The organism is Streptomyces sp. NPDC023481, from assembly GCF_055560195.1.
This window is the reverse complement of the sequence record NZ_JBVHJE010000015.1, coordinates 42,975-62,241: the sequence shown is the minus strand read 5'-3', so window position 1 is coordinate 62,241 and position 19,267 is coordinate 42,975. Positions and strand designations below refer to the sequence as shown.

At 72.5% G+C, this 19,267-nt stretch carries 20 protein-coding genes; 6 read left to right on the top strand and 14 right to left on the bottom strand.

The window, feature by feature from the left end; translation table 11 throughout:
* Positions 1-95 precede the first annotated feature (95 nt).
* The 3 genes from ACZ3ZD_RS26635 to ACZ3ZD_RS26625 form a co-directional block, all read right to left on the bottom strand.
* Positions 96-440, bottom strand: coding sequence for a DUF2516 family protein (locus ACZ3ZD_RS26635; RefSeq protein WP_467402150.1), 345 nt, complete (start codon positions 438-440; stop codon positions 96-98).
* Between the two features lie 107 nt (positions 441-547).
* On the bottom strand, positions 548-1,147 hold the full coding sequence (locus ACZ3ZD_RS26630) for a hypothetical protein (protein ID WP_467402147.1): 600 nt from the start codon (positions 1,145-1,147) through the stop codon (positions 548-550).
* An 80-nt stretch (positions 1,148-1,227) separates the two neighbouring features.
* On the bottom strand, positions 1,228-1,701 hold the full coding sequence (locus ACZ3ZD_RS26625) for a helix-turn-helix domain-containing protein (protein WP_467402144.1): 474 nt from the start codon (positions 1,699-1,701) through the stop codon (positions 1,228-1,230).
* Positions 1,702-1,876: 175 nt separating this feature from the next.
* Between ACZ3ZD_RS26625 and ACZ3ZD_RS26620 the strand changes: the two genes are divergently transcribed.
* Both ACZ3ZD_RS26620 and ACZ3ZD_RS26615 read left to right on the top strand, forming a co-directional pair.
* Positions 1,877-2,758 (top strand): GNAT family N-acetyltransferase, encoded by an 882-nt coding sequence (locus ACZ3ZD_RS26620; protein WP_467402141.1) that lies wholly within the window; start codon positions 1,877-1,879, stop codon positions 2,756-2,758.
* Between the two features lie 175 nt (positions 2,759-2,933).
* Positions 2,934-5,300, top strand: coding sequence for an ATP-binding cassette domain-containing protein (locus ACZ3ZD_RS26615; protein ID WP_467402137.1), 2,367 nt, complete (start codon positions 2,934-2,936; stop codon positions 5,298-5,300).
* 76 nt (positions 5,301-5,376) lie between these two features.
* Here the strand turns inward: ACZ3ZD_RS26615 and ACZ3ZD_RS26610 are convergent, their stop codons facing one another.
* The 7 genes from ACZ3ZD_RS26610 to ACZ3ZD_RS26580 form a co-directional block, all read right to left on the bottom strand.
* Positions 5,377-7,392: a HelD family protein gene (locus ACZ3ZD_RS26610; RefSeq protein ID WP_467402132.1), complete on the bottom strand. Its 2,016-nt coding sequence runs from the start codon at positions 7,390-7,392 to the stop codon at positions 5,377-5,379.
* Positions 7,393-7,442: 50 nt separating this feature from the next.
* Complete coding sequence (locus ACZ3ZD_RS26605; protein ID WP_467402129.1) at positions 7,443-8,057, bottom strand: TetR family transcriptional regulator; 615 nt, start codon at positions 8,055-8,057, stop codon at positions 7,443-7,445.
* 9 nt (positions 8,058-8,066) lie between these two features.
* Entirely contained in the window at positions 8,067-10,307 is a 2,241-nt protein-coding gene (locus ACZ3ZD_RS26600) for a phosphotransferase (RefSeq protein WP_467402126.1), read from the bottom strand.
* Positions 10,308-10,498: 191 nt separating this feature from the next.
* Positions 10,499-11,260 carry an HAD family hydrolase gene (locus ACZ3ZD_RS26595; RefSeq protein WP_467402124.1) on the bottom strand — a complete coding sequence of 254 codons (762 nt, stop codon included), beginning with the start codon at positions 11,258-11,260 and terminating at the stop codon, positions 10,499-10,501.
* A complete protein-coding gene (locus ACZ3ZD_RS26590) occupies positions 11,260-12,150 on the bottom strand; it encodes a GntR family transcriptional regulator (RefSeq protein ID WP_467402122.1) in 891 nt (296 codons plus the stop codon). The genes ACZ3ZD_RS26595 and ACZ3ZD_RS26590 overlap by 1 nt, the downstream gene beginning before the upstream one ends.
* 111 nt (positions 12,151-12,261) lie before the next feature.
* The gene (locus ACZ3ZD_RS26585) at positions 12,262-13,176 is read right to left on the bottom strand and encodes a winged helix-turn-helix domain-containing protein (RefSeq protein ID WP_467402119.1); all 915 of its coding nucleotides are present in this window, start codon (positions 13,174-13,176) and stop codon (positions 12,262-12,264) included.
* A 435-nt stretch (positions 13,177-13,611) separates the two neighbouring features.
* Complete coding sequence (locus ACZ3ZD_RS26580; protein WP_467402116.1) at positions 13,612-14,232, bottom strand: RsiG family protein; 621 nt, start codon at positions 14,230-14,232, stop codon at positions 13,612-13,614.
* A 159-nt stretch (positions 14,233-14,391) separates the two neighbouring features.
* Here ACZ3ZD_RS26580 and dtd point away from each other — a divergent pair, with 159 nt between their 5' ends.
* Entirely contained in the window at positions 14,392-14,817 is a 426-nt protein-coding gene (dtd, locus tag ACZ3ZD_RS26575; RefSeq protein ID WP_467402113.1) for a D-aminoacyl-tRNA deacylase, read from the top strand.
* 25 nt (positions 14,818-14,842) lie between these two features.
* Here the strand turns inward: dtd and ygfZ are convergent, their stop codons facing one another.
* The 3 genes from ygfZ to ACZ3ZD_RS26560 all read right to left on the bottom strand — a co-directional run bounded on the left by ygfZ (position 14,843) and on the right by ACZ3ZD_RS26560 (position 16,896).
* Entirely contained in the window at positions 14,843-15,808 is a 966-nt protein-coding gene (gene ygfZ / locus ACZ3ZD_RS26570; protein WP_467402110.1) for a CAF17-like 4Fe-4S cluster assembly/insertion protein YgfZ, read from the bottom strand.
* A 9-nt stretch (positions 15,809-15,817) separates the two neighbouring features.
* Positions 15,818-16,255 carry a Fur family transcriptional regulator gene (locus ACZ3ZD_RS26565; RefSeq protein WP_467402106.1) on the bottom strand — a complete coding sequence of 146 codons (438 nt, stop codon included), beginning with the start codon at positions 16,253-16,255 and terminating at the stop codon, positions 15,818-15,820.
* Between the two features lie 65 nt (positions 16,256-16,320).
* The gene (locus tag ACZ3ZD_RS26560) at positions 16,321-16,896 is read right to left on the bottom strand and encodes a heme-binding beta-barrel domain-containing protein (RefSeq protein WP_467402104.1); all 576 of its coding nucleotides are present in this window, start codon (positions 16,894-16,896) and stop codon (positions 16,321-16,323) included.
* 290 nt (positions 16,897-17,186) lie between these two features.
* On the opposite strand from ACZ3ZD_RS26560, the gene ACZ3ZD_RS26555 reads away from it, so the two are divergent.
* Entirely contained in the window at positions 17,187-17,549 is a 363-nt protein-coding gene (locus ACZ3ZD_RS26555) for a DsrE family protein (protein WP_467402101.1), read from the top strand.
* Between the two features lie 156 nt (positions 17,550-17,705).
* On the opposite strand, the gene ACZ3ZD_RS26550 is transcribed toward ACZ3ZD_RS26555, so the two are convergent.
* The gene (locus ACZ3ZD_RS26550) at positions 17,706-17,969 is read right to left on the bottom strand and encodes a DUF3099 domain-containing protein (RefSeq protein WP_467402099.1); all 264 of its coding nucleotides are present in this window, start codon (positions 17,967-17,969) and stop codon (positions 17,706-17,708) included.
* Between the two features lie 132 nt (positions 17,970-18,101).
* Between ACZ3ZD_RS26550 and ACZ3ZD_RS26545 the strand changes: the two genes are divergently transcribed.
* A complete protein-coding gene (locus ACZ3ZD_RS26545) occupies positions 18,102-18,839 on the top strand; it encodes an LmeA family phospholipid-binding protein (protein WP_467402096.1) in 738 nt (245 codons plus the stop codon).
* Positions 18,840-19,036: 197 nt separating this feature from the next.
* Positions 19,037-19,144: an Ms5788A family Cys-rich leader peptide gene (locus ACZ3ZD_RS26540; protein ID WP_351326910.1), complete on the top strand. Its 108-nt coding sequence runs from the start codon at positions 19,037-19,039 to the stop codon at positions 19,142-19,144.
* Positions 19,145-19,267: the final 123 nt, after the last annotated feature.

The window sequence follows — 19,267 nt, the reverse complement described above, 5'->3', positions numbered from 1 at the left end:
GCGGGATCTACGCGAACGAGCCCCCCGGCACGCACCAGCACGCACCGGCACGCACCCCATGCCACCCACCGGCCGGCGCCCCCGGCGGGATCCCGCTAGCGACCCCCGTTGTACGGGCCGTACGGGCCGTCGCTGCTGCTGCCCCGACGGCGGCCCCAGCCGCGGCCGCCGCGCAGCTGCTGGAGGGCGGGGCGGACGTCGACGATGTAGACGATGCTCGCGACCGCACCGGCGATGGGGAGGATCGACAGGAGCGAGAACAGGTAGCTGACCACGAGCGCGATGCCGAGGATGATCAGCCAGAAGACCTTGTTCTGCTTGTCGGCCGCGCGGAAGGCGTCCTCACGCCGGAACGCGGCGTCGAACAGCCCGAACGCGGCCAGGGCCATCAGAACGATCTTCAGGATGCCCAAGAATCCCGCGAAGCCCAACATCAGCATGCTGCCACCGCCCGTTGATTGCCGGTCCTGCTACGCCGCCACCGTACCCATAGAACGGGCCGGACACCCCAAAGGTGCCCGGCCCGTACTCGTATCGTCGGCCATGGTCACTGGGCCGGCGGGACGATCTTCTTCGCGGGGGTGGTCTTGCGCGGGGCCGGCGCCTTCTTCGCCGCGGGCTTCCTGTCCGCGGCGGGCCCGGCGTCGGCCTCGGCCGGCTTCGGCTCGTCGTCCTTGACCTGGACGGGCTCGGGCTTGCCCTCGACGGCGATCGCGAGTTCCTCGATCTCCTCGGCGGCCTCGCCGCGCCAGGTCTTCACGGCCTGCTCGCCGTTCTCGGCGACCCGCTCGTAGGTCTCGCGCGCCTTCACGGCGTACTCGGCGGCGACGCCGACACCGCGCAGGGCGAGGTCCTGGGCGGTCTCGCCGAGCTTCTTCAGGTCGACGTCGAGGGTGCCGATGAACCCGGTGACCTTGGCCTGGAGGGTCTCCTGCGCCTCCTTGGCGCGGGCGGTGGCCCTCTCCTGCACGGCCTTGGGGTCGGTGTTGCGCACCGCCTCGATACGGGCCGGCGCCTCGGCGCGCAGCTGCTCGACCAGGCCCGGCACCTTCTTGGCCTGCTGAAGCGCCAGGTTGGCGGTACCGGCGGCGAAGTAGAGCGGAGTCGGGTCGCTGAGGGTCTTGCGCAGGTCGTCGGTGATGGCCATGGTGAGGGTCCTTCCCGGATCGGATTCGCGTTCGGCTGGGTTGTGTGGTCCGCGGCGGGCGTCCGGAGCCCTGGTCCGGCTTATCCGGCCGTCCGCCGCGGACCGGCGTCCGTGTCACTTCCTGCGGCATCGCCCGCGCCGGCCGCGAAACCGCCGTCGCCGGGCCCCTGGTCCGCGGTCCCGTCCCCGTCCTCGGCGCCGCCCCGGAATCCGTTCTCCTTGCGGAAGGAGTCGTAGATCTGGAGCAGCACCTGCTTCTGCCGCTCGTTCAGGGACGGGTCGGCGAGGATGACCGCCCGGGTCTCCACGTCGTCCCGGTCCCGCTCGGCGTCGAGGATGCCGGCGCGGACGTACAGCGTCTCGGCGGAGATGCGCAGGGCCTTGGCGACCTGCTGGAGCACCTCCGCGCTGGGCTTGCGCAGCCCGCGCTCGATCTGGCTGAGGTACGGGTTGGACACCCCGGCGGCGTCGGCGAGCTGCCGCAGCGACAGCTGGGCGTTCCGCCGCTGTTCGCGCAGGTACTCACCGAGATTGCCGACGTTCAGCGATGCCATGCCTCCACCATGCCCCACCCTCGCTAACAATTGCAAGCATCTCGCTTGCAAGTGTGTCGGGGGTGTCGGTCTCAGGTATCTGACGCATCCGGATGGTGGGGGCGGTGCGGTGTGCCGTTTCCTCACCCTGGCGGGAAACCGTCGGACGCCTCCTGGGCGTGGGGAATCATGAGGCATGCGATCGGGCGGCTGGTACCTCACCGAAGACGTCGACGAGTTCCTCGTCCGAGCCGGGGACTTCCTGCGGTCCCGGCCCGGTCCGCATGTCATGCAGCTGACGTGGGCCGAGAGGGTACGGGTGCGGGGGGCCGAGGCGTTCGGCGCCGGCGCCGCCGTCTTCGGCTGGCTGGAGCGAGCGGGTGAGGTGCGCGGCACCTTCTTCCGCCTCCCGGCGCGCGGTATCGGCCTCTCCCCGCTCACCCCCGCGCAGGCCGACTCCCTCGCCGCCCGCCTGGCCGCCCTCGGGCACCCGCTCCCCCGGGTCAGCGCGGACCACGCCACCGCCACCGCGTTCTCCGCGGCCTGGCAGCGGCACACCGGGGCGACGGCCGAACTCGGCGGCACCCGGCTCCGCCTGTACCGCCTGGGCACGCTCACCCCGCCGGAGCCGATGCCGCCGGGCCGGAGCCGCGTGCTGGGCGAGCAGGATCTGGAGCAAGCCGTGTTCTGGTGCGGCGAGTTCGCCAGGGCCGTCGGGGAGGACGTCGCCATCGACGCCGGCACGTGGGCCGGCACCCGCTACGCCGACAAGCGCTACACGCTCTGGGAGACCCCGGACGGAGCCGCCGTCTCCATCGCGGGCATGAACCCGCTGATCGGCGGCCAGATCCAGGTGGACATCGTCTACACCCCGGCCCATCTGCGCGGTCGCGGCTACGCGGGCGCCGTGACGGCGGAGGTGAGCCGGGCCGCGCTGGCCGCGGGCGCGCGGGACGTCGTCCTGTTCGCGGACCTGTCCAACCCCGCCAGCAACGCCCTCTACCAGCGCCTCGGCTATCGCACACTCGCCGACTGGGCTGTGTACGACTTCTCGTACGGCCTGCCGGAAGCCGGTTGAGGACCGCGCGGTCTGCCTCGTCGTCCCTCGTCCCCCTGCGTTGCCCTCTCCCCTCGCCCCGGATGTCAGCCCGTCGGGTCCACAACCCCACGGCCTCGCCGCGCGTGCCGGGGCGTGGGGGAGCCGTCAGGAATGGAGAAGCGGGCGCGTCGAGGGCGCCGTTACCGTGGCTCGCATGGACGACGCCATCGCACAGCACGCCGCCGACCGTCACGATCTGATCCGGGTGCACGGGGCCCGCGAGAACAATCTCAGGGACGTCAGCGTCGAGATCCCCAAGCGCCGGCTGACGGTGTTCACCGGGGTCTCCGGCTCGGGCAAGAGCTCGCTGGTGTTCGACACGATCGCCGCCGAGTCGCAGCGGCTGATCAACGAGACGTACAGCGCGTTCGTCCAGGGCTTCATGCCGAACCTGTCGCGGCCGGAGGTCGACGTCCTCGACGGTCTGACCACCGTGATCAGCGTCGACCAGCAGCGGATGGGCGCCGACCCGCGCTCCACGGTCGGGACCGCCACCGACGCCAACGCGATGCTGCGGATCCTGTTCAGCCGGCTCGGCAGGCCCTACGTCGGGCCGCCCGGGGCGTTCGCCTTCAACGTGCCCTCGGTCTCGGCGTCCGGTGCGATCAAGGTGGAGCGTGGCACCAAGAAGGCGGAGAAGGTCACCTTCAACAGGGTCGGCGGCATGTGCCCGCGCTGCGAGGGCCGCGGTTCGGTCTCCGACCTCGACCTCGCCCAGCTCTACGACGACAGCAAGTCGATCAACGAGGGCGCCTTCACCATCCCCGGCTACACCGGCGGCGGCTGGAACTCCCGGCTGTACGCGGAGTCCGGCTTCTTCGACCCGGACAAGCCGATCCGCTCGTTCACGAAGAGGGAACTGCACGACCTCCTGCACCGCGAGCCGACCCGGATGAAGATCGCGGGCATCAACATGACCTACGAGGGTCTGGTCCCGCGCATCCAGAAGTCGATGCTGTCCAAGGACAAGGAGGCGATGCAGCCCCACGTCCGGGCGTTCGTGGAGCGTGCGGTCACCTTCGCCGTCTGCCCCGACTGCGACGGCACCCGGCTCGCCGAGCACGCCCGCACCTCGAAGATCGGGGACCTCTCCATCGCGGACGCCTGCCGGATGGAGATCAGGGACCTGGCCGACTGGGTACGCGCCCTCGACGAGCCGTCGGTGGCGCCGCTGCTCACCGCGCTGCGGCAGAGCCTCGACTCGTTCGTGGAGATCGGCCTCGGCTACCTCTCGCTGGACCGGCCCGCGGGCACGCTGTCGGGCGGTGAGGCGCAGCGCGTCAAGATGATCCGCCACCTCGGTTCCTCGCTCACCGACGTCACGTACGTCTTCGACGAGCCGACCGCCGGCCTGCACCCGCACGACATCCAGCGGATGAACGGCCTGCTGCTGCGGCTGCGGGACAAGGGCAACACGGTGCTGGTCGTGGAGCACAAGCCGGAGGTCATCGCGATCGCCGACCACGTGGTGGACCTCGGCCCGGGCGCCGGTACGGCGGGCGGCACCGTCTGCTTCGAGGGCACCGTGGAGGGGCTGCGGGCGGGGGGCACGCTCACCGGGCGGCACCTGGACGACCGGGCGGTGCTGAAGGAGACGGTCCGCAAGCCCACCGGCGCGCTGGAGATCCGGGACGCGCGGGCGCACAACCTCCAGGGCGTCGACGTCGACATCCCGCTCGGTGTGCTGGTGGTCGTCACCGGGGTCGCCGGCTCCGGCAAGAGTTCGCTGGTGCACGGGTCGATCCCGGCCGGCGAGGGTGTGGTCTCGGTCGACCAGGCGCCGATCCGCGGCTCGCGGCGCAGCAACCCGGCGACGTACACCGGGCTGCTCGACCCGATCCGCAAGGCGTTCGCCAAGGCCAACGGCGTGAAGCCGGCGCTGTTCAGCGCCAACTCCGAGGGCGCCTGCCCGACCTGCAACGGCGCCGGGGTCGTCTACACCGACCTGGCGATGATGGCCGGGGTCGCCACGACCTGCGAGGAGTGCGAGGGCAGGCGGTTCGACTCCTCGGTGCTGGAGTACCGGCTCGGCGGGCGGGACATCAGCGAGGTGCTGGCGATGCCGGTGGCGCAGGCCGAGGAGTTCTTCGGCGACGGGGAGGCCCGTACGCCGGCCGCCCACCGGATCCTGCGGAACATGGCCGACGTGGGGCTCGGGTACCTCACCCTGGGCCAGCCGCTCACCACGCTGTCCGGCGGCGAACGGCAGCGGCTGAAGCTGGCCACGCACATGGCCGACAAGGGCGGGGTCTACGTCCTGGACGAGCCGACCAACGGTCTCCACCTCGCCGACGTCGAGCAGTTGCTGGGCCTGCTGGACCGGCTGGTCGACGCCGGCAAGTCGGTGATCGTGGTCGAGCACCACCAGGCGGTCATGGCGCACGCCGACTGGATCATCGACCTCGGTCCGGGCGCCGGCCACGACGGCGGCCGCGTGGTCTTCGAGGGAACGCCCGCCGAACTGGCCGCGGCCCGGTCGACGATCACGGGCGAACACCTCGCGGAGTACGTCGGCGGGTGACGCTTCCGGCGGGGGGGCAAGGTCGGTTCGGCGGGGTCGGTACCGGTGCCCCGTGGTCGCACGCCCCTCCAGCACGTCAGAACGGCAACGGGCGGGTGTGGACCACGTCCAGGCGGGACACCGCGCGGGTCAGCACGACGTACAGGCGGTGGGCGCCGCGGGGTTCCGCTTCGGCCACGGCCGCCGGTTCGACGGTGATGACGTGGTCGTATTCCAGGCCCTTGGCCAGGCTCGCGGGGACGAGGGTCAGGCGGGGGCCGGACGGGGGGAGGCCGGCGGCGGTGAGGACCGCCCGGACCCGGTCGGTGTCCGCGTCGGCCGTGATCACGCCGACGGAGCCCTCCCGGGCGAGGGCGTCGCGGACGGCGGTGACGGTGGTGCCGAGCAGGTCGTCGGTGGGCCGGAGGGTCAGCTCGCCGTCGGTGCGCAGGGAGGTGGCGGCGGGTACGGCGACGTCGAGGCGGGCGAGGAGCCGGTTGGCGAGCCGCAGGACGGCCGCCGGCACCCGGAACCCGGTGGTCAGCGGCACCACGGCCGCGTCCGGCCGGCCGAGGTGGCGCAACTGCACGGACCAGTCGCGGGCGGCCCACGGCGTGGTGCCCTGGGCCAGGTCGCCGAGGACGGTCAGCGAGCCGAACTCGGCCCGGCGGGCGATGGCCCTGCACTCCATCGGCGAGAGGTCCTGCGCCTCGTCCACGACGAGGTGGCCGTAGCCCGCGGGGTGTTCGACCAGTCCGGCGAGTTCGTCCAGCAGGACCAGGTCGGCGGGTGACCAGCGGGCCGACTTGTACGAGCGCGGCGGGCGCGGCCACCGCAGCGCCGCCTGCTCGCCGGGGTCCAGCAGGCCGTCGGCCGAGCGGGCCAACGCCTCCGTGTCGGTGAGGAGTTCGGCGAGCACCTCCTCGGGCCGTACCCTCGGCCACACCGCGTCGAGCTGCTCGGTCAGCGGGCGGCAGCGCTCGACGCGGCGCACCCAGGACGCGGGCAGTACCCCGGAGCGCCGCTCGGCGAGGTCCCGCAGCCGCCGTACCACCCGGGTGCGCACCCGCTCCCGGCCGACGGCGTACGGCGGCTCCTCGGCGCGTACCTCCGCGACGATCCCGGCGAGTTCGCGGGCCGGCACCCGCCAGCGGTAGGAGCCGTCGGGTACGGCGAGGTCGGTCACGCCGTCGGTGCGCACGCGCGCGTACAGCGCCCGGCGCAGCACCTCCGCCATGCGCGGGTCGTGTTTGACCACGGCGGTGCCCACCGGGTCGGTGCCGGTGGCCGGGTGGCGGGCGATCTCGTCCAGCAGCGTGGTCTGGCGGACGCCCGTCTCGCCGAGGGAGGGCAGCACCTCGGCGATGTAGGAGAGGAAGGTGCGGTTCGGGCCGAGGATCAGCAGGCCGGAGCGCTGGAGCCGTTTGGGGTGGGTGTAGAGCAGGTAGGCGGCCCGGTGCAGGCCGACGGCGGTCTTGCCGGTGCCGGGGGCGCCCTGCACGCACACGGAGTCGGTGAGGGCGGCACGTACGAGGTCGTCCTGCTCGGGCTGGATGGTGGCGGCGATGTCCCGCATGGGGCCGACGCGGGGCCGCTCGATCTCGCGGGCCACGATGTCGCTGGTCCGGGACTCGCCCCGGGTCAGGTACTCGTCCTCCAGGCCGGTGAGGCCGGCGGAGTCGCCCCGGCCGCCGGGCGCCCAGCCGAACCGGCGCCGGACCGCCACGCCCTGCGGGTCGCGGGCGCTCGCCTGGTAGAAGGCGCGGGAGACGGGGGCCCGCCAGTCCACGACGAGCGGTGGGGCGGCGGGGTCGTCGGTGATCCGTACGCGGCCGACGTGGTAGCTCTGGCCGCCGTGTCCGGGGGCACCGGCGGTGAAGTCGAGCCGGCCGAAGAACAGCGGGCCGGGCGGGAGTTCGCGCAGGGCCTTGGCGTGGCTGCGCAGCCGGTAGCCGAGGACTTCGGCGTCGGCTCCGGAGGCGGAGACGTCCTCGCCGATGACGACCTGTTCGGCGGCGCCCTCGACCATGGCGGTGAGGGCCGTACGGCAGGTGTCGTGGTAGGCGCGCTCGGCGTGGAGGGCGTCCCTGAGGGCGGAGTCGGGTGACGTCATGGCGTCAGCCTACCGTCGTAACGTTACCGAGTTACATTTTTAACCGAGTCTCATGACGTGCGGCGGAGCTCCGGCAGCCCCTCGGCCAGCCGCCGGAACGCCCGCTCTGCCGCCCCTACCGCGTCCGGCGCAACGGCCTCCAGGGGCTCGCCCGCCGCGATCCGCCGCCAGTTGTCCTGGGCGAGGATCCGCTGGACGGCGATGATCTGCCCGGCGGCCAGCCGCGCGTCGAGCCCGCCGCCGAGCGCCTCGGCGAGCGCCGCCTCCGACCGCTCGACGTGGGCGTACGCGCGCGCCACCAGGGACGGGGTGCCGTAGAGCAGCCGGTGGAAGGAGAGCACCTCGGGGTGGTCGTTCAGGCCGGTGACCGGGTCGCGCCGGTCCAGGCCGGCGAGGAAGTTCCGGCGCAGCGCGTCCACCGGGTCGGCCGTCCCGGCCACCACCCGGGCGGCCTCCGCCTCGTGGTCCGCGATCCGGTGCAGGACCAGGTCCTCCTTGGCCGGGAAGTACCGGAAGAGGGTCGGCTTGGAGATCCCGGCCGCGGCGGCGACCTCCGCCACGGACACCGCGTCGAAGCCGCGCTCCAGGAACAGCCGCACGGCGATGTCCGACACGTCCTGGTACATCCGCTGCTTCTTCCGCTCCCGCAGCCCCATCTCACCCATGGGACGAGCCTACGCAGCCCCTCCCCCGCGCCCGCCCCGCACCGGCGGCCAGGCCGGGACCCGGTGCGGGTGCGGGCCGGCGTGGCGGCGGGCCGACAGGCCCAGGGAGGCGGTCGCCGCGGCCAGGGTCATCGCGTACGACTCCACCGCGCGCCGCACGTTGGGCGCGTCCAGGGCGGCGCCGGTGACCAGGCGGTCGAGGTCGACGTAGGCGGAGCGGACCAGTTCGGTCCAGCGGTAGACCCGCCAGTCCCGCTGCCAGCCCTCGGTGAAGCGCGGGGCCAGCCGGGTCTCCCAGCGGCGGAACATGCGGTCCCGGATCTCCGGGCGGGTCGGGGTGAGGTGCATGTGCCGGACCAGGTCGTACAGCGGGTCGCCGACCAGCGCCATCTCCCAGTCGATCAGCGTGAGCGGCGGGCCGTCGTCGCGGCGCACCAGGTTCCACGGGTTGAGGTCGCCGTGCAGCAGGGCGGGGTCGCGGCGGGTGACCCGGTGCCGGGCGAGGATCTCGCGCAGCCGGGGCGCGTCGGGCAGCCCGAAGAGCCGGGCCAGCTGCTGGGACTCCTTGGGCAGGCCGGCGACCAGCGCCACCAGCTGGTCGCTCAGCCAGTCGTAGAAGCCGGGCGGTCCGCCGAGCGGGTCGAGCGGGGCGTGGTCGACCAGGGTCAGCGCGGCCAACTGGTCGACCAGGCAGTCGGCCTCGTGCGGCCGGAGCCCGTCGACCGGGTGCTCGGGGCGGCGGCCGAGGTCGGCGGCGCCCTCGTAGGTGTGGACGGCGAAGCGGTCCCCGCGGCGGCGCAGGCCGGGGTCGGCCGCGTGGCTCTCCCCCAGCGCCAGCACCCGGGGCGCGGCCACCGGCACCCCCGACCGCTCGATCGCCCGCAGTACGGCGTGCTCGCTGAGGAAGCCGGTCTCGCGCCGCAGGACCACGGCCGTCTCGCGGCGGACCACGACCGGGAACGCGGTGCCGGGCACCCGCAGCACCGTGTTCAGGTGCGCCGCCCCCTTGAACACCCGGCCGGCCGGCGCGGCGCCCTCCAGGAACAGCGCGTCGGCGACGGCGGAGCGGGGGAAGTCGGGGTGCTCGGGGACGCGCCGGTCCGGCCGCCAGCCGATGACCCGTTTGCGCGGGCTGCCCGACGCCCCGCGCCGGAACAGGATCCGCTCGATCTCGTCCGCCTCGGGCACCCGGCCCAGCCGCAGCGGCCCGGCGGCGGCACGCAGGGCGTCACGGACGACGGCCGTGGCCCCCACAAGCCCCTCCCGCCTCTCGGCCCCCTCCAGGCGCCCCCGCCCGAAACACCTCTCCAGCGACCGCGCCGCCCGGATCACGTCCGTGTACAACGCGTGGGCGTGGGCGAAGGCGAGGTAGTGCCGGAGGTCGCGGTGCAGGCCGGCGCAGGTGGCGGGCCGTAGGCGCTGGACGGCCGTGGCCCACGCCTCGACGACCTCGCGCCGCTGGTGTTCGGGGTAGCGCATGCGCACCAGGTGGACGGCGAGGTCGTACAACGGGTCGCCGTACCCGGCCAGTTCCCAGCCGACGCAGTGCGGCGGAGCGGTGCCGACGGCCGGCAGGACCAGGTTGCCGCGGTGCAGGTCGCCGTGGAGCAGCCCGTACGGCCGCCGGGTCATCGCCGGGACCCGGTCGGCGAACCGCACCAGGGCGTCCTCGGGTACGCCGAGGGCGGTGAACAGGCCGCCGTAGCGGAGCGGGCCGGGCCGCCGGAGCCGCTGGTCGGCGAGGTGGGCCAGGGTGCGCAGGAAGCCCTGGGAGTCGGTGTGGTTGCGGGGCCGGTGCGCGGGCAGGGGCGGCAGGGCGCCGCCGCGCACCTGGGCGATGGCGGCGAGCAGCTCCGCCAGGTCCTTCAGCAGGGGCCCGTCGACCGGTTTGCCGGGACCGCAGACGTCGGCGAGGACGGCGCCGTCCACATGGCTGTGGACGGCGTACCCCGGGCCCTCGGCCAGGCACTCCGGCACCTGCGGCAGCACCCTGCGCACCGCCCGCAGGATCTCCGGCTCGCCGGACCAGGTCCGGATCGCCACCGACACCGCGTCCGGGCGGGCCACCCGCACGGTGACCAGGGTGCCGGGCTCCCGGCCCAGCAGCCCGGCCAGCGGTTCGGTGAGCGGCACGACGGGGTCGCGCCGGCGGGAACCCCCGTTCGCCCGGCCCGCGGCGACGGCGCGGGCCACGAACTCCCGGACGACGGCGTCCGTCCGGGCGGCACGGGGAACAGGCGGTGCGCCCACTGGCCGCTCCGGGGTCGATCGCGCGAAAAGGACGGTCGGGAGGCCAGTCGAGCAGCCGCGCGGGTGGTCCGCCACTCGTCTGTGCCGGGCGGGCGCCGGGGCACGGCTCGTCGCCGCTCCCCGCGCACGGGGACGCGCACGCGTCACAGAGGCCCGCGTGCGTCCGAGCGGTGACTCGGACGAGCGGAATGCTAGCCGACCGGACGCCCCCTCCGGAGCAGCCGCAACAGCGGCTCCAGGGACCGTACGACGAGTTCGGCGCCGGCCGCGCGCAGGTGTTTCTCCCTGCCCTCGCCCCGCGCGAAGCCCAGGAAGGGCACCCCGGCCTCCCGGGCCGCCGTCAGGTCCGCGAGGGAGTCGCCGATCATCAGTGCGGCGGCGGGGGCGGCGCCCATGGCGCTCAGGGCCCGGTTGAGGCAGTGCGGGTGCGGCTTGAGGTGGTGCAGCTGCTCGGTACGGCCGTACAGGTGGGGGGCGAAGCAGCCGGCGATGTCACGGGATTCGAGGTAGCTGCGGGCGGCGCGGGGCGAGTTGTTGGTGGTGACGGCCAGGCGGGCGCCGAGGGCGGTCCAGGTGCGGATGACCGGGTCGGCGTAGGCGGTGGGCAGCGCGGAGGCGGCGGCCCGCAGCTCCTCCTGGGTGAGCCGTTCCTCCAGGCCGGCGACGAGGTCGCTGCCCGGCCGCCGACGGCCCACGGCGCGCAGGACGACCTGCGGGTCGAGCGTCTCGCGTTCGGTGTCGGTGAGCAGCCCGTGCAGGCCCTGCCGTTCCAGCCAGGCCACCAGGTCGGCGGCCACCCGCTCGGCCCGGTGCCGGGCGAACAGCCGGCAGATCGGCCCGTCGAAGTCCCACAGCACGAACCGGGCGGATGTGATCAGTTCCCGAAGCTTCTCGTTCTCGTCCGCATCAGGAAACGCATCCGGAATCGCGTCAGAAGTCGCATCAGAAGTCACTAGGAGAGTGTCAGGTCCGTCGTGATGGTTTCCCAGAGGGCGTCGAACCACATCTGCGACTGCTCCACGAACGCCGCGTCCCGCTGCCCGGCCCGCTTCTCGAAGGAGAAGAGCAGGGACTCGGAGCCGAGCGTGTCGTACATCTCCAGCGTCCCGCTCTCGGTGGGCTCCGCGCGACGCGTGACCATGTAGTACGCGTACAGCGCCTCCGCGCCGTTGAGCAGGTACAGCTTGGCCGGAGGGGTGAACGGCAGAGCCCTGAAGGTGACGTGGACGTCGATGTCGTGGGTGCCGCGCAGCGCCTGGAGGTTGTACTGGAGCACCTGCCCCTGGGCGTTGCGCATCGCCAGCCAGCGCTGGTGAACGGCGTCGTCGTCGCTGCCCGCGTCCACCGAGACCGGGAAGGCGAGGTGGATGTCCCGGGACGGCAGCAGGATCCGGACGTCGATCCGCTCGGGCCGCAGCCGGCCGTCGTGGATCAGGCGCAGCGGCTCACCGAGCGCCGGGATCAGGCTCTGCGCGGTCAGGCAGACGGCGTCGATGCGCACGTGCGGCACGGCGAAGGCCCGGGTCAGCCGGGGGGCGAGGGCCACCATGGTGGGCTGCGGCTCCCCGCGCGCGGGGGTCGGCTCGGCGACCCGGGGCGGGCTGCCCTTGCTGACGTTGCTGAGCAGACCGTCCTCCTGGAGCGCCCGCAGGGCCTGGCGCACGGCGCCCCGCTCCACGCCGAACTCCTCGGCCAGCTCGGCCTGGGTGGGCAGCCGCGCGCCGACGCGCAGGACACCGGTCCGGATGCGGTGGCGCAGGGTGTCGGCGATCTGCTGGGGCGTGAGCCGTCCGCTGCCGTTCACGGCCACGGGCTCCGCCACGTTCTCCTGGGTCACGACCAAACGCTACAACCGTGATCCATCTACGGGGAGTTGTCGAGAAGTTGTTTGTACGTGTGAACCAAGTGTGGACAACTCAAGGGAGTTGGTCGATGGGTCCCCACGCCACGCTGTCTAGGGCGTCAGCACCAGGTCCGAACTGATCGTCCCCCACAGCGCGTCGAACCACAGGCGGGACTGCTCCACGAACGCCGCGTCCCGCCGCCCGGCCCGCCCGTCGAAGGCGAACAGCATCGACCGGGTGCCGTCGGCGTCGTACAGCTCCATGTGCTCGTGCCCGATCTCCCGCTCACGGCGGCCCAGCGTGTAGTACGCGAACAGCGCCTCGGAGCCGTTGAGCAGGTACAGCTTCACCGGCGGGGTGAAGGGCAGCGCCCGGAAGGAGACCCGCACGTCGATGCCGTGCGTGGTGCGCAGCGCCAGCAGGTTCTGCTGGAGCACCAGGCCCTGGGCGTTGCGCTGGGCCAGCCAGCGCCGGTGCAGCAGACCGCCGTCGTCGGCGTCCACCGGGGTCGGGAAGGCGAGGTCGATGTCCCGGCTGGGCAACAGCAGCCGGACGTCGATCTTGGCCGGTTCCAGCCGGCCCGCGTGGATCTGCCGCAGCGGCTCGCCGACCGCCAGGGTGAGCGAGACGGAGGTCAGGCAGAGCGCGTCGACGCGCACGTGCGGGGCGGCGAAGGCGGCGGCGACGCGCGGGGCGAGGCCCACCATGGTGGGCTGCGGCGGCGCCGCGGGCCCGGCCGGGGGACGCGCGGACCCCGGTACGGCGGCCACGGTGGCGGGGCTGCCCTTGGAAACGTCGGTGAGCAGGTGCTCCGACTGCAGGATGCGCAAGGCCTGCCGCACCGCGCCGCGTTCGACCCCGAACTCGCGGGCCAGCTGGGCCTGGGTGGGCATGCGCTCGCCCGAGCGCAGCACACCGGACCTGATCCGGCTGCGCAGTACGTCGGCGATCTCGCGGTGGGACGAACGGTGCCGCTGGGGCTTCGTCCGCCCACTGGCGGAGGCGTGCTCCGGGTCCACGAACAAACCCTACAACTTCCCGCCAACTTCGGGCAGTTACTCGGCAGCTGGTTATAAGCCGCATCCCGACGGAGATAAGTACAGTGAAGTTGGCAGCCAACTTGGCCGACATGGTCGAGCTTCCCAGTGGTTGGCCGAACGGGTTCCCTTCCGGAGGGGAGCCGGGAGCCCGGACAGGGGGCGGCCACCGGAGCGCACAGTCACAACTGAACAGCGACATCTGAATACGGACATGGCACAGCCACAACTGAACAGCAGCGAAGCAAGCACGCTACGGATGCACAGCACGCGGAAGGGAACCACCAGGCGCCGCCTCCGAAGAGGCGGCGCTCTTTCGCGTGCCCGGGCCCGCGCCCCCACGCGTCACGTCAGCAGGTCGCCCCCCTGCGTCACGTCAGCAGGTCGCCCCCCTGCGTCACGTCAGCAGGTCGCCCCCCTGCGTCACGTCAGCAGGTCGTCCACCTGCGCCTCGCCCTCCCGGTACCGGCGCGCGATCTCCCCGCTGCAGTCGTCGGCCGTCCGCTGCAGGCGCTGGCGGCAGCGCGAGACCTGCTGCTCGTAGCGCACCAGCCGGCCCATGGCGGCGTTCAGTTCCAGGTCCGTACGGGCCGAGAGGTCGGACAGCTCCACCTCGCCGAGCATCTCGGCGGCCAGCCGCCGGTACTCCTCGTTGTGCGGGGTGCCGAGCGTGACGTGGCGGGCCGAGGAACGCTGCCGGGCCGGCGGGTCCTTCAGGATCTCCGGGAGCAGGTCGACGACGGAGCCGTCCGCCGGCGCCGGCACGGACGCCCGGCCGCGCCGGCCCAGCTCCGCGCGCAGGATGTCGATCCGCCCCTGGAGCAGCCGCCGCACATAGCTGAGGTCCGCCTCGTCCCGCTGGGCGTCGCGGCGCAGCACGCGCAGCTCGGGCAGGCTCATCCGGCCCAGTTCGTGCTCGGCGGGCTCGGTGGGCTCGATAGGTTCGGCGGGCGGCGCCGGGTCCGGGAAGTCGTCGGCGCGCTGGGCGGGCGGCCGGTACGTCCCCTGGGTCCCCACCCGCCCGCTGGTACTCGGTGTGCTCATCTGCTGGTGACCGTCCCCTCGACCGGCGTGTGCAAGCATCGTGCCACCCCAACCGGCCGCAATGTGACCGAGTGCCCCCGAACGGCCGTAGATCGGAGACAACAGATCCATAGTGGACCTGCTGCGGGGCGGTGCGGGGCACCGGGCATGATGGTCCGCATGCGTGCGGTGGTGCAGAGAGTGGACGGCGCGAGCGTCGTCGTGGACGGCGAGACGGTGGGCGCGATCGAGGGCGAGGGCCTGTGCGTCCTGGTCGGAGTCACCCACGAGGACACCAAGGAGAAGGCGGCCCAGCTCGCCCGCAAGCTGTGGACGATCCGCATGCTGCACGACGAGAAGTCGTGCAGCGACATCGCGGCCCCGCTCCTGGTGATCAGCCAGTTCACCCTTTACGGCGACGCCCGCAAGGGCCGCCGCCCCACGTGGAACGCGGCGGCCCCCGGCGACATCGCCGAACCCCTGGTCGAGGAGGTCGTGGCCCGGCTGCGCGCCCTGGGGGCGACGGTGGCGACGGGCCGCTTCGGCGCGCACATGAGGGTGTCGCTGACGAACGACGGCCCGTTCACCGTGCTGCTGGAGATCTGAAGGCTCCCGGCCGCGGGGCCGACGGCTACGGCTCCACCACGGTCTCCTGGGCCGCCGCCGTCTCCCCGGCCAGGAGCCGCGCGTCGACCGGGACGTTCCGCTTCACCAGGGCCAGGGCGACCGGGCCCAGCTCGTGGTGGCGTACCGACGTCGTCACGAAGCCGATCCTGCGGCCCTCGGGCCCCTCGTCGGCGAGCCGGATGTCGGTGCCCGGCACCGGCAGGTGCACCTCGCTGCCGTCCAGATGCAGGAAGACCAGCCGGCGCGGCGGCTTGCCCAGGTTCTGCACCCGGGCCACGGTCTCCTGTCCCCGGTAGCAGCCCTTCTGGAGGTGTACGGCCGTGCCGATCCAGCCCAGCTCGTGCGGGATGGTGCGGTGGTCGGTCTCGAAGCCGAGCCGGGGCCGGTGCTGTTCGACGCGCAGCGCCTCGTAGGCGAGGAGCCCGGCGGCGGGCCCGTGCCCGGCGGCGAACTCCTCCAGCCGCTCGCGCGGCAGGAACAGGTCACGGCCGTACGCCGTCTCGCGTACGACGGCCCCGTCCGGGACGTCGGCGATGGAGCCGGCGGGCAGGTGCACCACGGCGACGTCACCGGTGCGGTCGGCGACCTCGACCCGGTAGAAGAACTTCATCGACTCCAGGTACGCGATCAGCGCGTCCTGGGTGCCGGGCTCCACGTGTGCCCAGACGGTCGTACCGTCGTCCACCAGGTACAGCGCGTGCTCGATGTGTCCGTGCGCGGAGAGGATCAGGGCCTCGGTGGCCTCGCCCGGGGGCAGTTCGCTGACGTGCTGGGTGAGCAGGAGATGCAGCCAGCTCAGCCGGTCGTCACCGGTGACGGTGAGGACACCGCGGTGGGACAGGTCGACGAAACCGGTGCCGTCGGCGAGGGCGCGCTGCTCGCGGAACAGGTCGCCGTAGTGGGCGGCGACGCCTTCGTCCACACCCTCGGCGGGGACGGCGCCGGGCAGGGACAGCAGGGGGCTCTTCATACCGTAAGCCTACGACGTGGTAGTTGGCCCCTTCGGCGAACAGTCCCCGCACCGGCCGAAGATCGCGAAATGCTTCATGTCGGTGTCGAAGCCGAACTGCCGGCGCAGCTTGGCCGTGAACTCCGCGGCCACCTCGACGTCCGCCTCGATCACGTTCTCGCAGTCCCGGCACACCAGGTGCAGATGGTGGTGGCGGTCGGCGAGGTGGTAGGTCGGGGCGCCGTGCCCGAGGTGGGCGTGGCTGACCAGGCCCAGCTCCTCCAGCAGCTCCAGCGTCCGGTAGACGGTGGAGATGTTGACCCCCGACGCCGTCTTCCTCACTTCCACGAGGATGTCGTCGGGGGTCGCGTGCTCAAGGGTGTCGACGGCTTCGAGGACAAGCTGCCGCTGCGGCGTCAGCCGGTAGCCGCGCTGCCTGAGGTCGCTCTTCCAGTCGGTGCTCACCACACCGGAAAGTCTAGGGCCACCGGGCGTCGAACCCATGGGGAGAACGGGCGAGGACGGGTGCGGACCTACTTGAAGAAGGCGATCCCGTCGTCCGGCATGTCGTCCGGCAGGGCCTTCGCCCAGCGCTCGACGTCCTCCGGGGTGACGACCTTCTTCAGCTGGGCCGACATGTAGGGGCGCAGCGCGACCTCGGGGGTCTGCTTCTCGCCGACCCACATCAGGTCGCTCTTGACGTAGCCGTACAGCCGCTTGCCGCCGCTGTAGGGCCGCGCGCCCGGGATGCGGGCCACGGCGTCCGTCACCAGGTCGATCTGCGGCTTCTGGTCGGCCATCTCGCCGTACCAGATCTCGATGACGCCGTCGTCGCGGGTCAGCGTCACCTCGACCTTGCGGTCGGCGTGGATCCGCCAGAAGCCGGACTCCGACTCCAGGGGGCGGACCTTGTTGCCGTCCTTGTCCAGCACCCAGGTGCGGGAGTGGTACTCCAGGAAGTCCCGGCCGTCGTGGGTGAAGCTGACCTCCTGCCCGAAGTTGCACTTCTCCGCGCCAGGGAAGTCGTGCACGCCCGCGCCGGCCCAGTTGCCGAGCAGAAAGGCGAGCGGGACGAGGTCCTTGTGGAGGTCGGACGGGATCTCGATCATGAGCGACAGCTTTCCTGAGGGGTGGGTCAGCGCTGGCCCTGGTACAGCTTCTTCACGGTCAGGTACGCGAAGGCGAGCACGCCGACGCAGACCAGGACCAGCAGGGTTTCGAAGAAGATCTCCACGGGTGCTCCTTGAGCGAGGGTGAGCGAACGACAGAGCCGCAGCCCAGCTTACGCGGCCGGGACCGGCCACTCCTGACGAGGTCCGCTCGGTTGAGCAGCTGCCCGTTGCCGCACTGTTTCATGTCATGTGCATGGAGTTGTGGGCCGGCGGATTACGATGCGGGCATGGCGAAGAAGCTCGTGATCAAGGTGACGGCCGGGGCGGACGCCCCCGAGCGGTGTTCGCAGGCGTTCACGGTGGCCGCGGTCGCCGTGGCCAGCGGGGTCGAGGTCTCGCTGTGGCTGACCGGGGAGTCGTCCTGGTTCGCGCTGCCGGGGCGGGCCGCCGAGTTCGAGCTGCCGCACGCCGCGCCGATGCCCGGCCTCATCGAGTCCGTCCTGGCCGGCGGGCGCATCACGCTGTGCACCCAGTGCGCCGCCCGCCGGGAGATCACGGAGAAGGACGTCATCGAGGGCGTACGGATCGCGGGCGCGCAGGTCTTCGTACAGGAGGCGATGGCGGACGGGGCGCAGGCCCTCGTCTACTGAGCCGGGCCGCTCCCGGTCGGTGACGAGGGGGCTCGAACAGCCCTTCCGCCTTGCCCGGCGCGGGGGAGTCGACGCCCGGACGGAGTACGGCGGGGGGTCCATGGCTCCGTCGCAACCGACCCGCCCCCTCCCCAGCCGTGACCGGACACCGTCGTCCTACGGCCGCGGGCGTTTCCTGCCGTCCAGCTCGTCCCACCACTCGTCGGACTTCGGGTCGCCGGAGGGGTCGTCCCACCAGCGGTCCTCCGGGCCCCGGCGGTTGGCGATCATCGCGGCGACCGGCGGGATGACCATGGCCACCACGCACATGCCGACGGCCGCCGGCACGGACCACAGGCGCACGACTCCCCACGCCAGGACGAAGAGTCCGATGCAGGTCCCCATCATGGTGAAGTAGACGTGCCGACGCCGGGCGTACATGAGTCCAGGGTAGAACGGCGGCCCCTGTCACAAGTGATCCACAGATCCGTACCGGCCGGCCCCGCCGGGGTTACCGTGGCGTATCCGTAACCGACTTCCGAACACCGTCGCCGACCCGGGGGAACCAACCACATGCGCGCCCTGCGAATACTCCTGATCATCGTCGTGATCCTGGGCGGCCTCTTCGTGATCGCGGACCGGGTCGCCGTGCACTTCGCCGAGGGCGAGGCCGCGGACAAGCTGAAGGCCAACGAGAACCTGGCCTCGACCCCCGACGTCAACATCAAGGGCTTCCCGTTCCTCACCCAGGTCGCGGGCGGCTCGCTGGACGACGTCGAGGTGAGCATCAAGGACTACCAGGCGGCCACCGGCAAGGCCGGCCGGACGATCCGGATCGACGACCTGAAGGCCGACATGAAGGGCGTCGCCTTCTCCGGCGACTACAGCTCCGCCACCGCGGCGACCGCGACCGGCACGGCGCGGGTCTCCTACGCCGAGCTGCTGAAGACGGCCGGATCCGAGCCGACCGAGGTGGCCCCCGGCGTCACCGCCCGGATCGTCGGCCTCTCCGACGGCGGCAACGGGAAGATCAAGGTCGCGGTGGAGGGCACCGTCTCGTCCCTCGGACTGAAGCAGACCGTGTCCGTGCTCAGCTCGGTGAGCGTGGTGAACAACAAGGTCGAGGTGCACGCGGACTCGCTGCCCAAGCTGGGCGCCGCCGCGATCGCCGAGGACCGCATCCGCAGCATCACCGACTTCGACCAGGCCATCGACCAGCTGCCGGGCGGCATCAAGCTGGACAGGGTGCAGGCCGCGAAGGACGGCGTGGACATCAGCGTGAAGGGTTCGGACGTCAGGCTGGCGGGGTAGGAGCACGACCGACGGGCACCGATCGTCCGACTGGCGAGACGATCACGTCCGTACCGTAGATGCAAGGACCGGAGCGAGCGCCCGGAGGCCGTCACCAGGCCTCCGGGCGCTCTGTTCGTTCCGCCATTCGGACGATCGCGTCTCGCCATATGACACACCGGTGACATGTCCGCCCGTACGTCCCTACGATCGACCGCATGCGGTACTCGACGAGCGTCCTCCGACCGCGAGGACAGGCGGATCTCACGAAGCGGCGGGCAGTGGACCTGTGCCGCGTTGCCGCCATGCTCTGTCGCCCCTTCTGAGCGGAAGCCCCGACTCCCGCGTCTCTCCCCGCCCTGCTGCCAGGGCATCCGTGCGCCGCTCGGGTCCCGAGCGCGCGCCCCTGTCTACTCGCACGCCCCGCCGTAACTGCCCCGGAGGAGAAA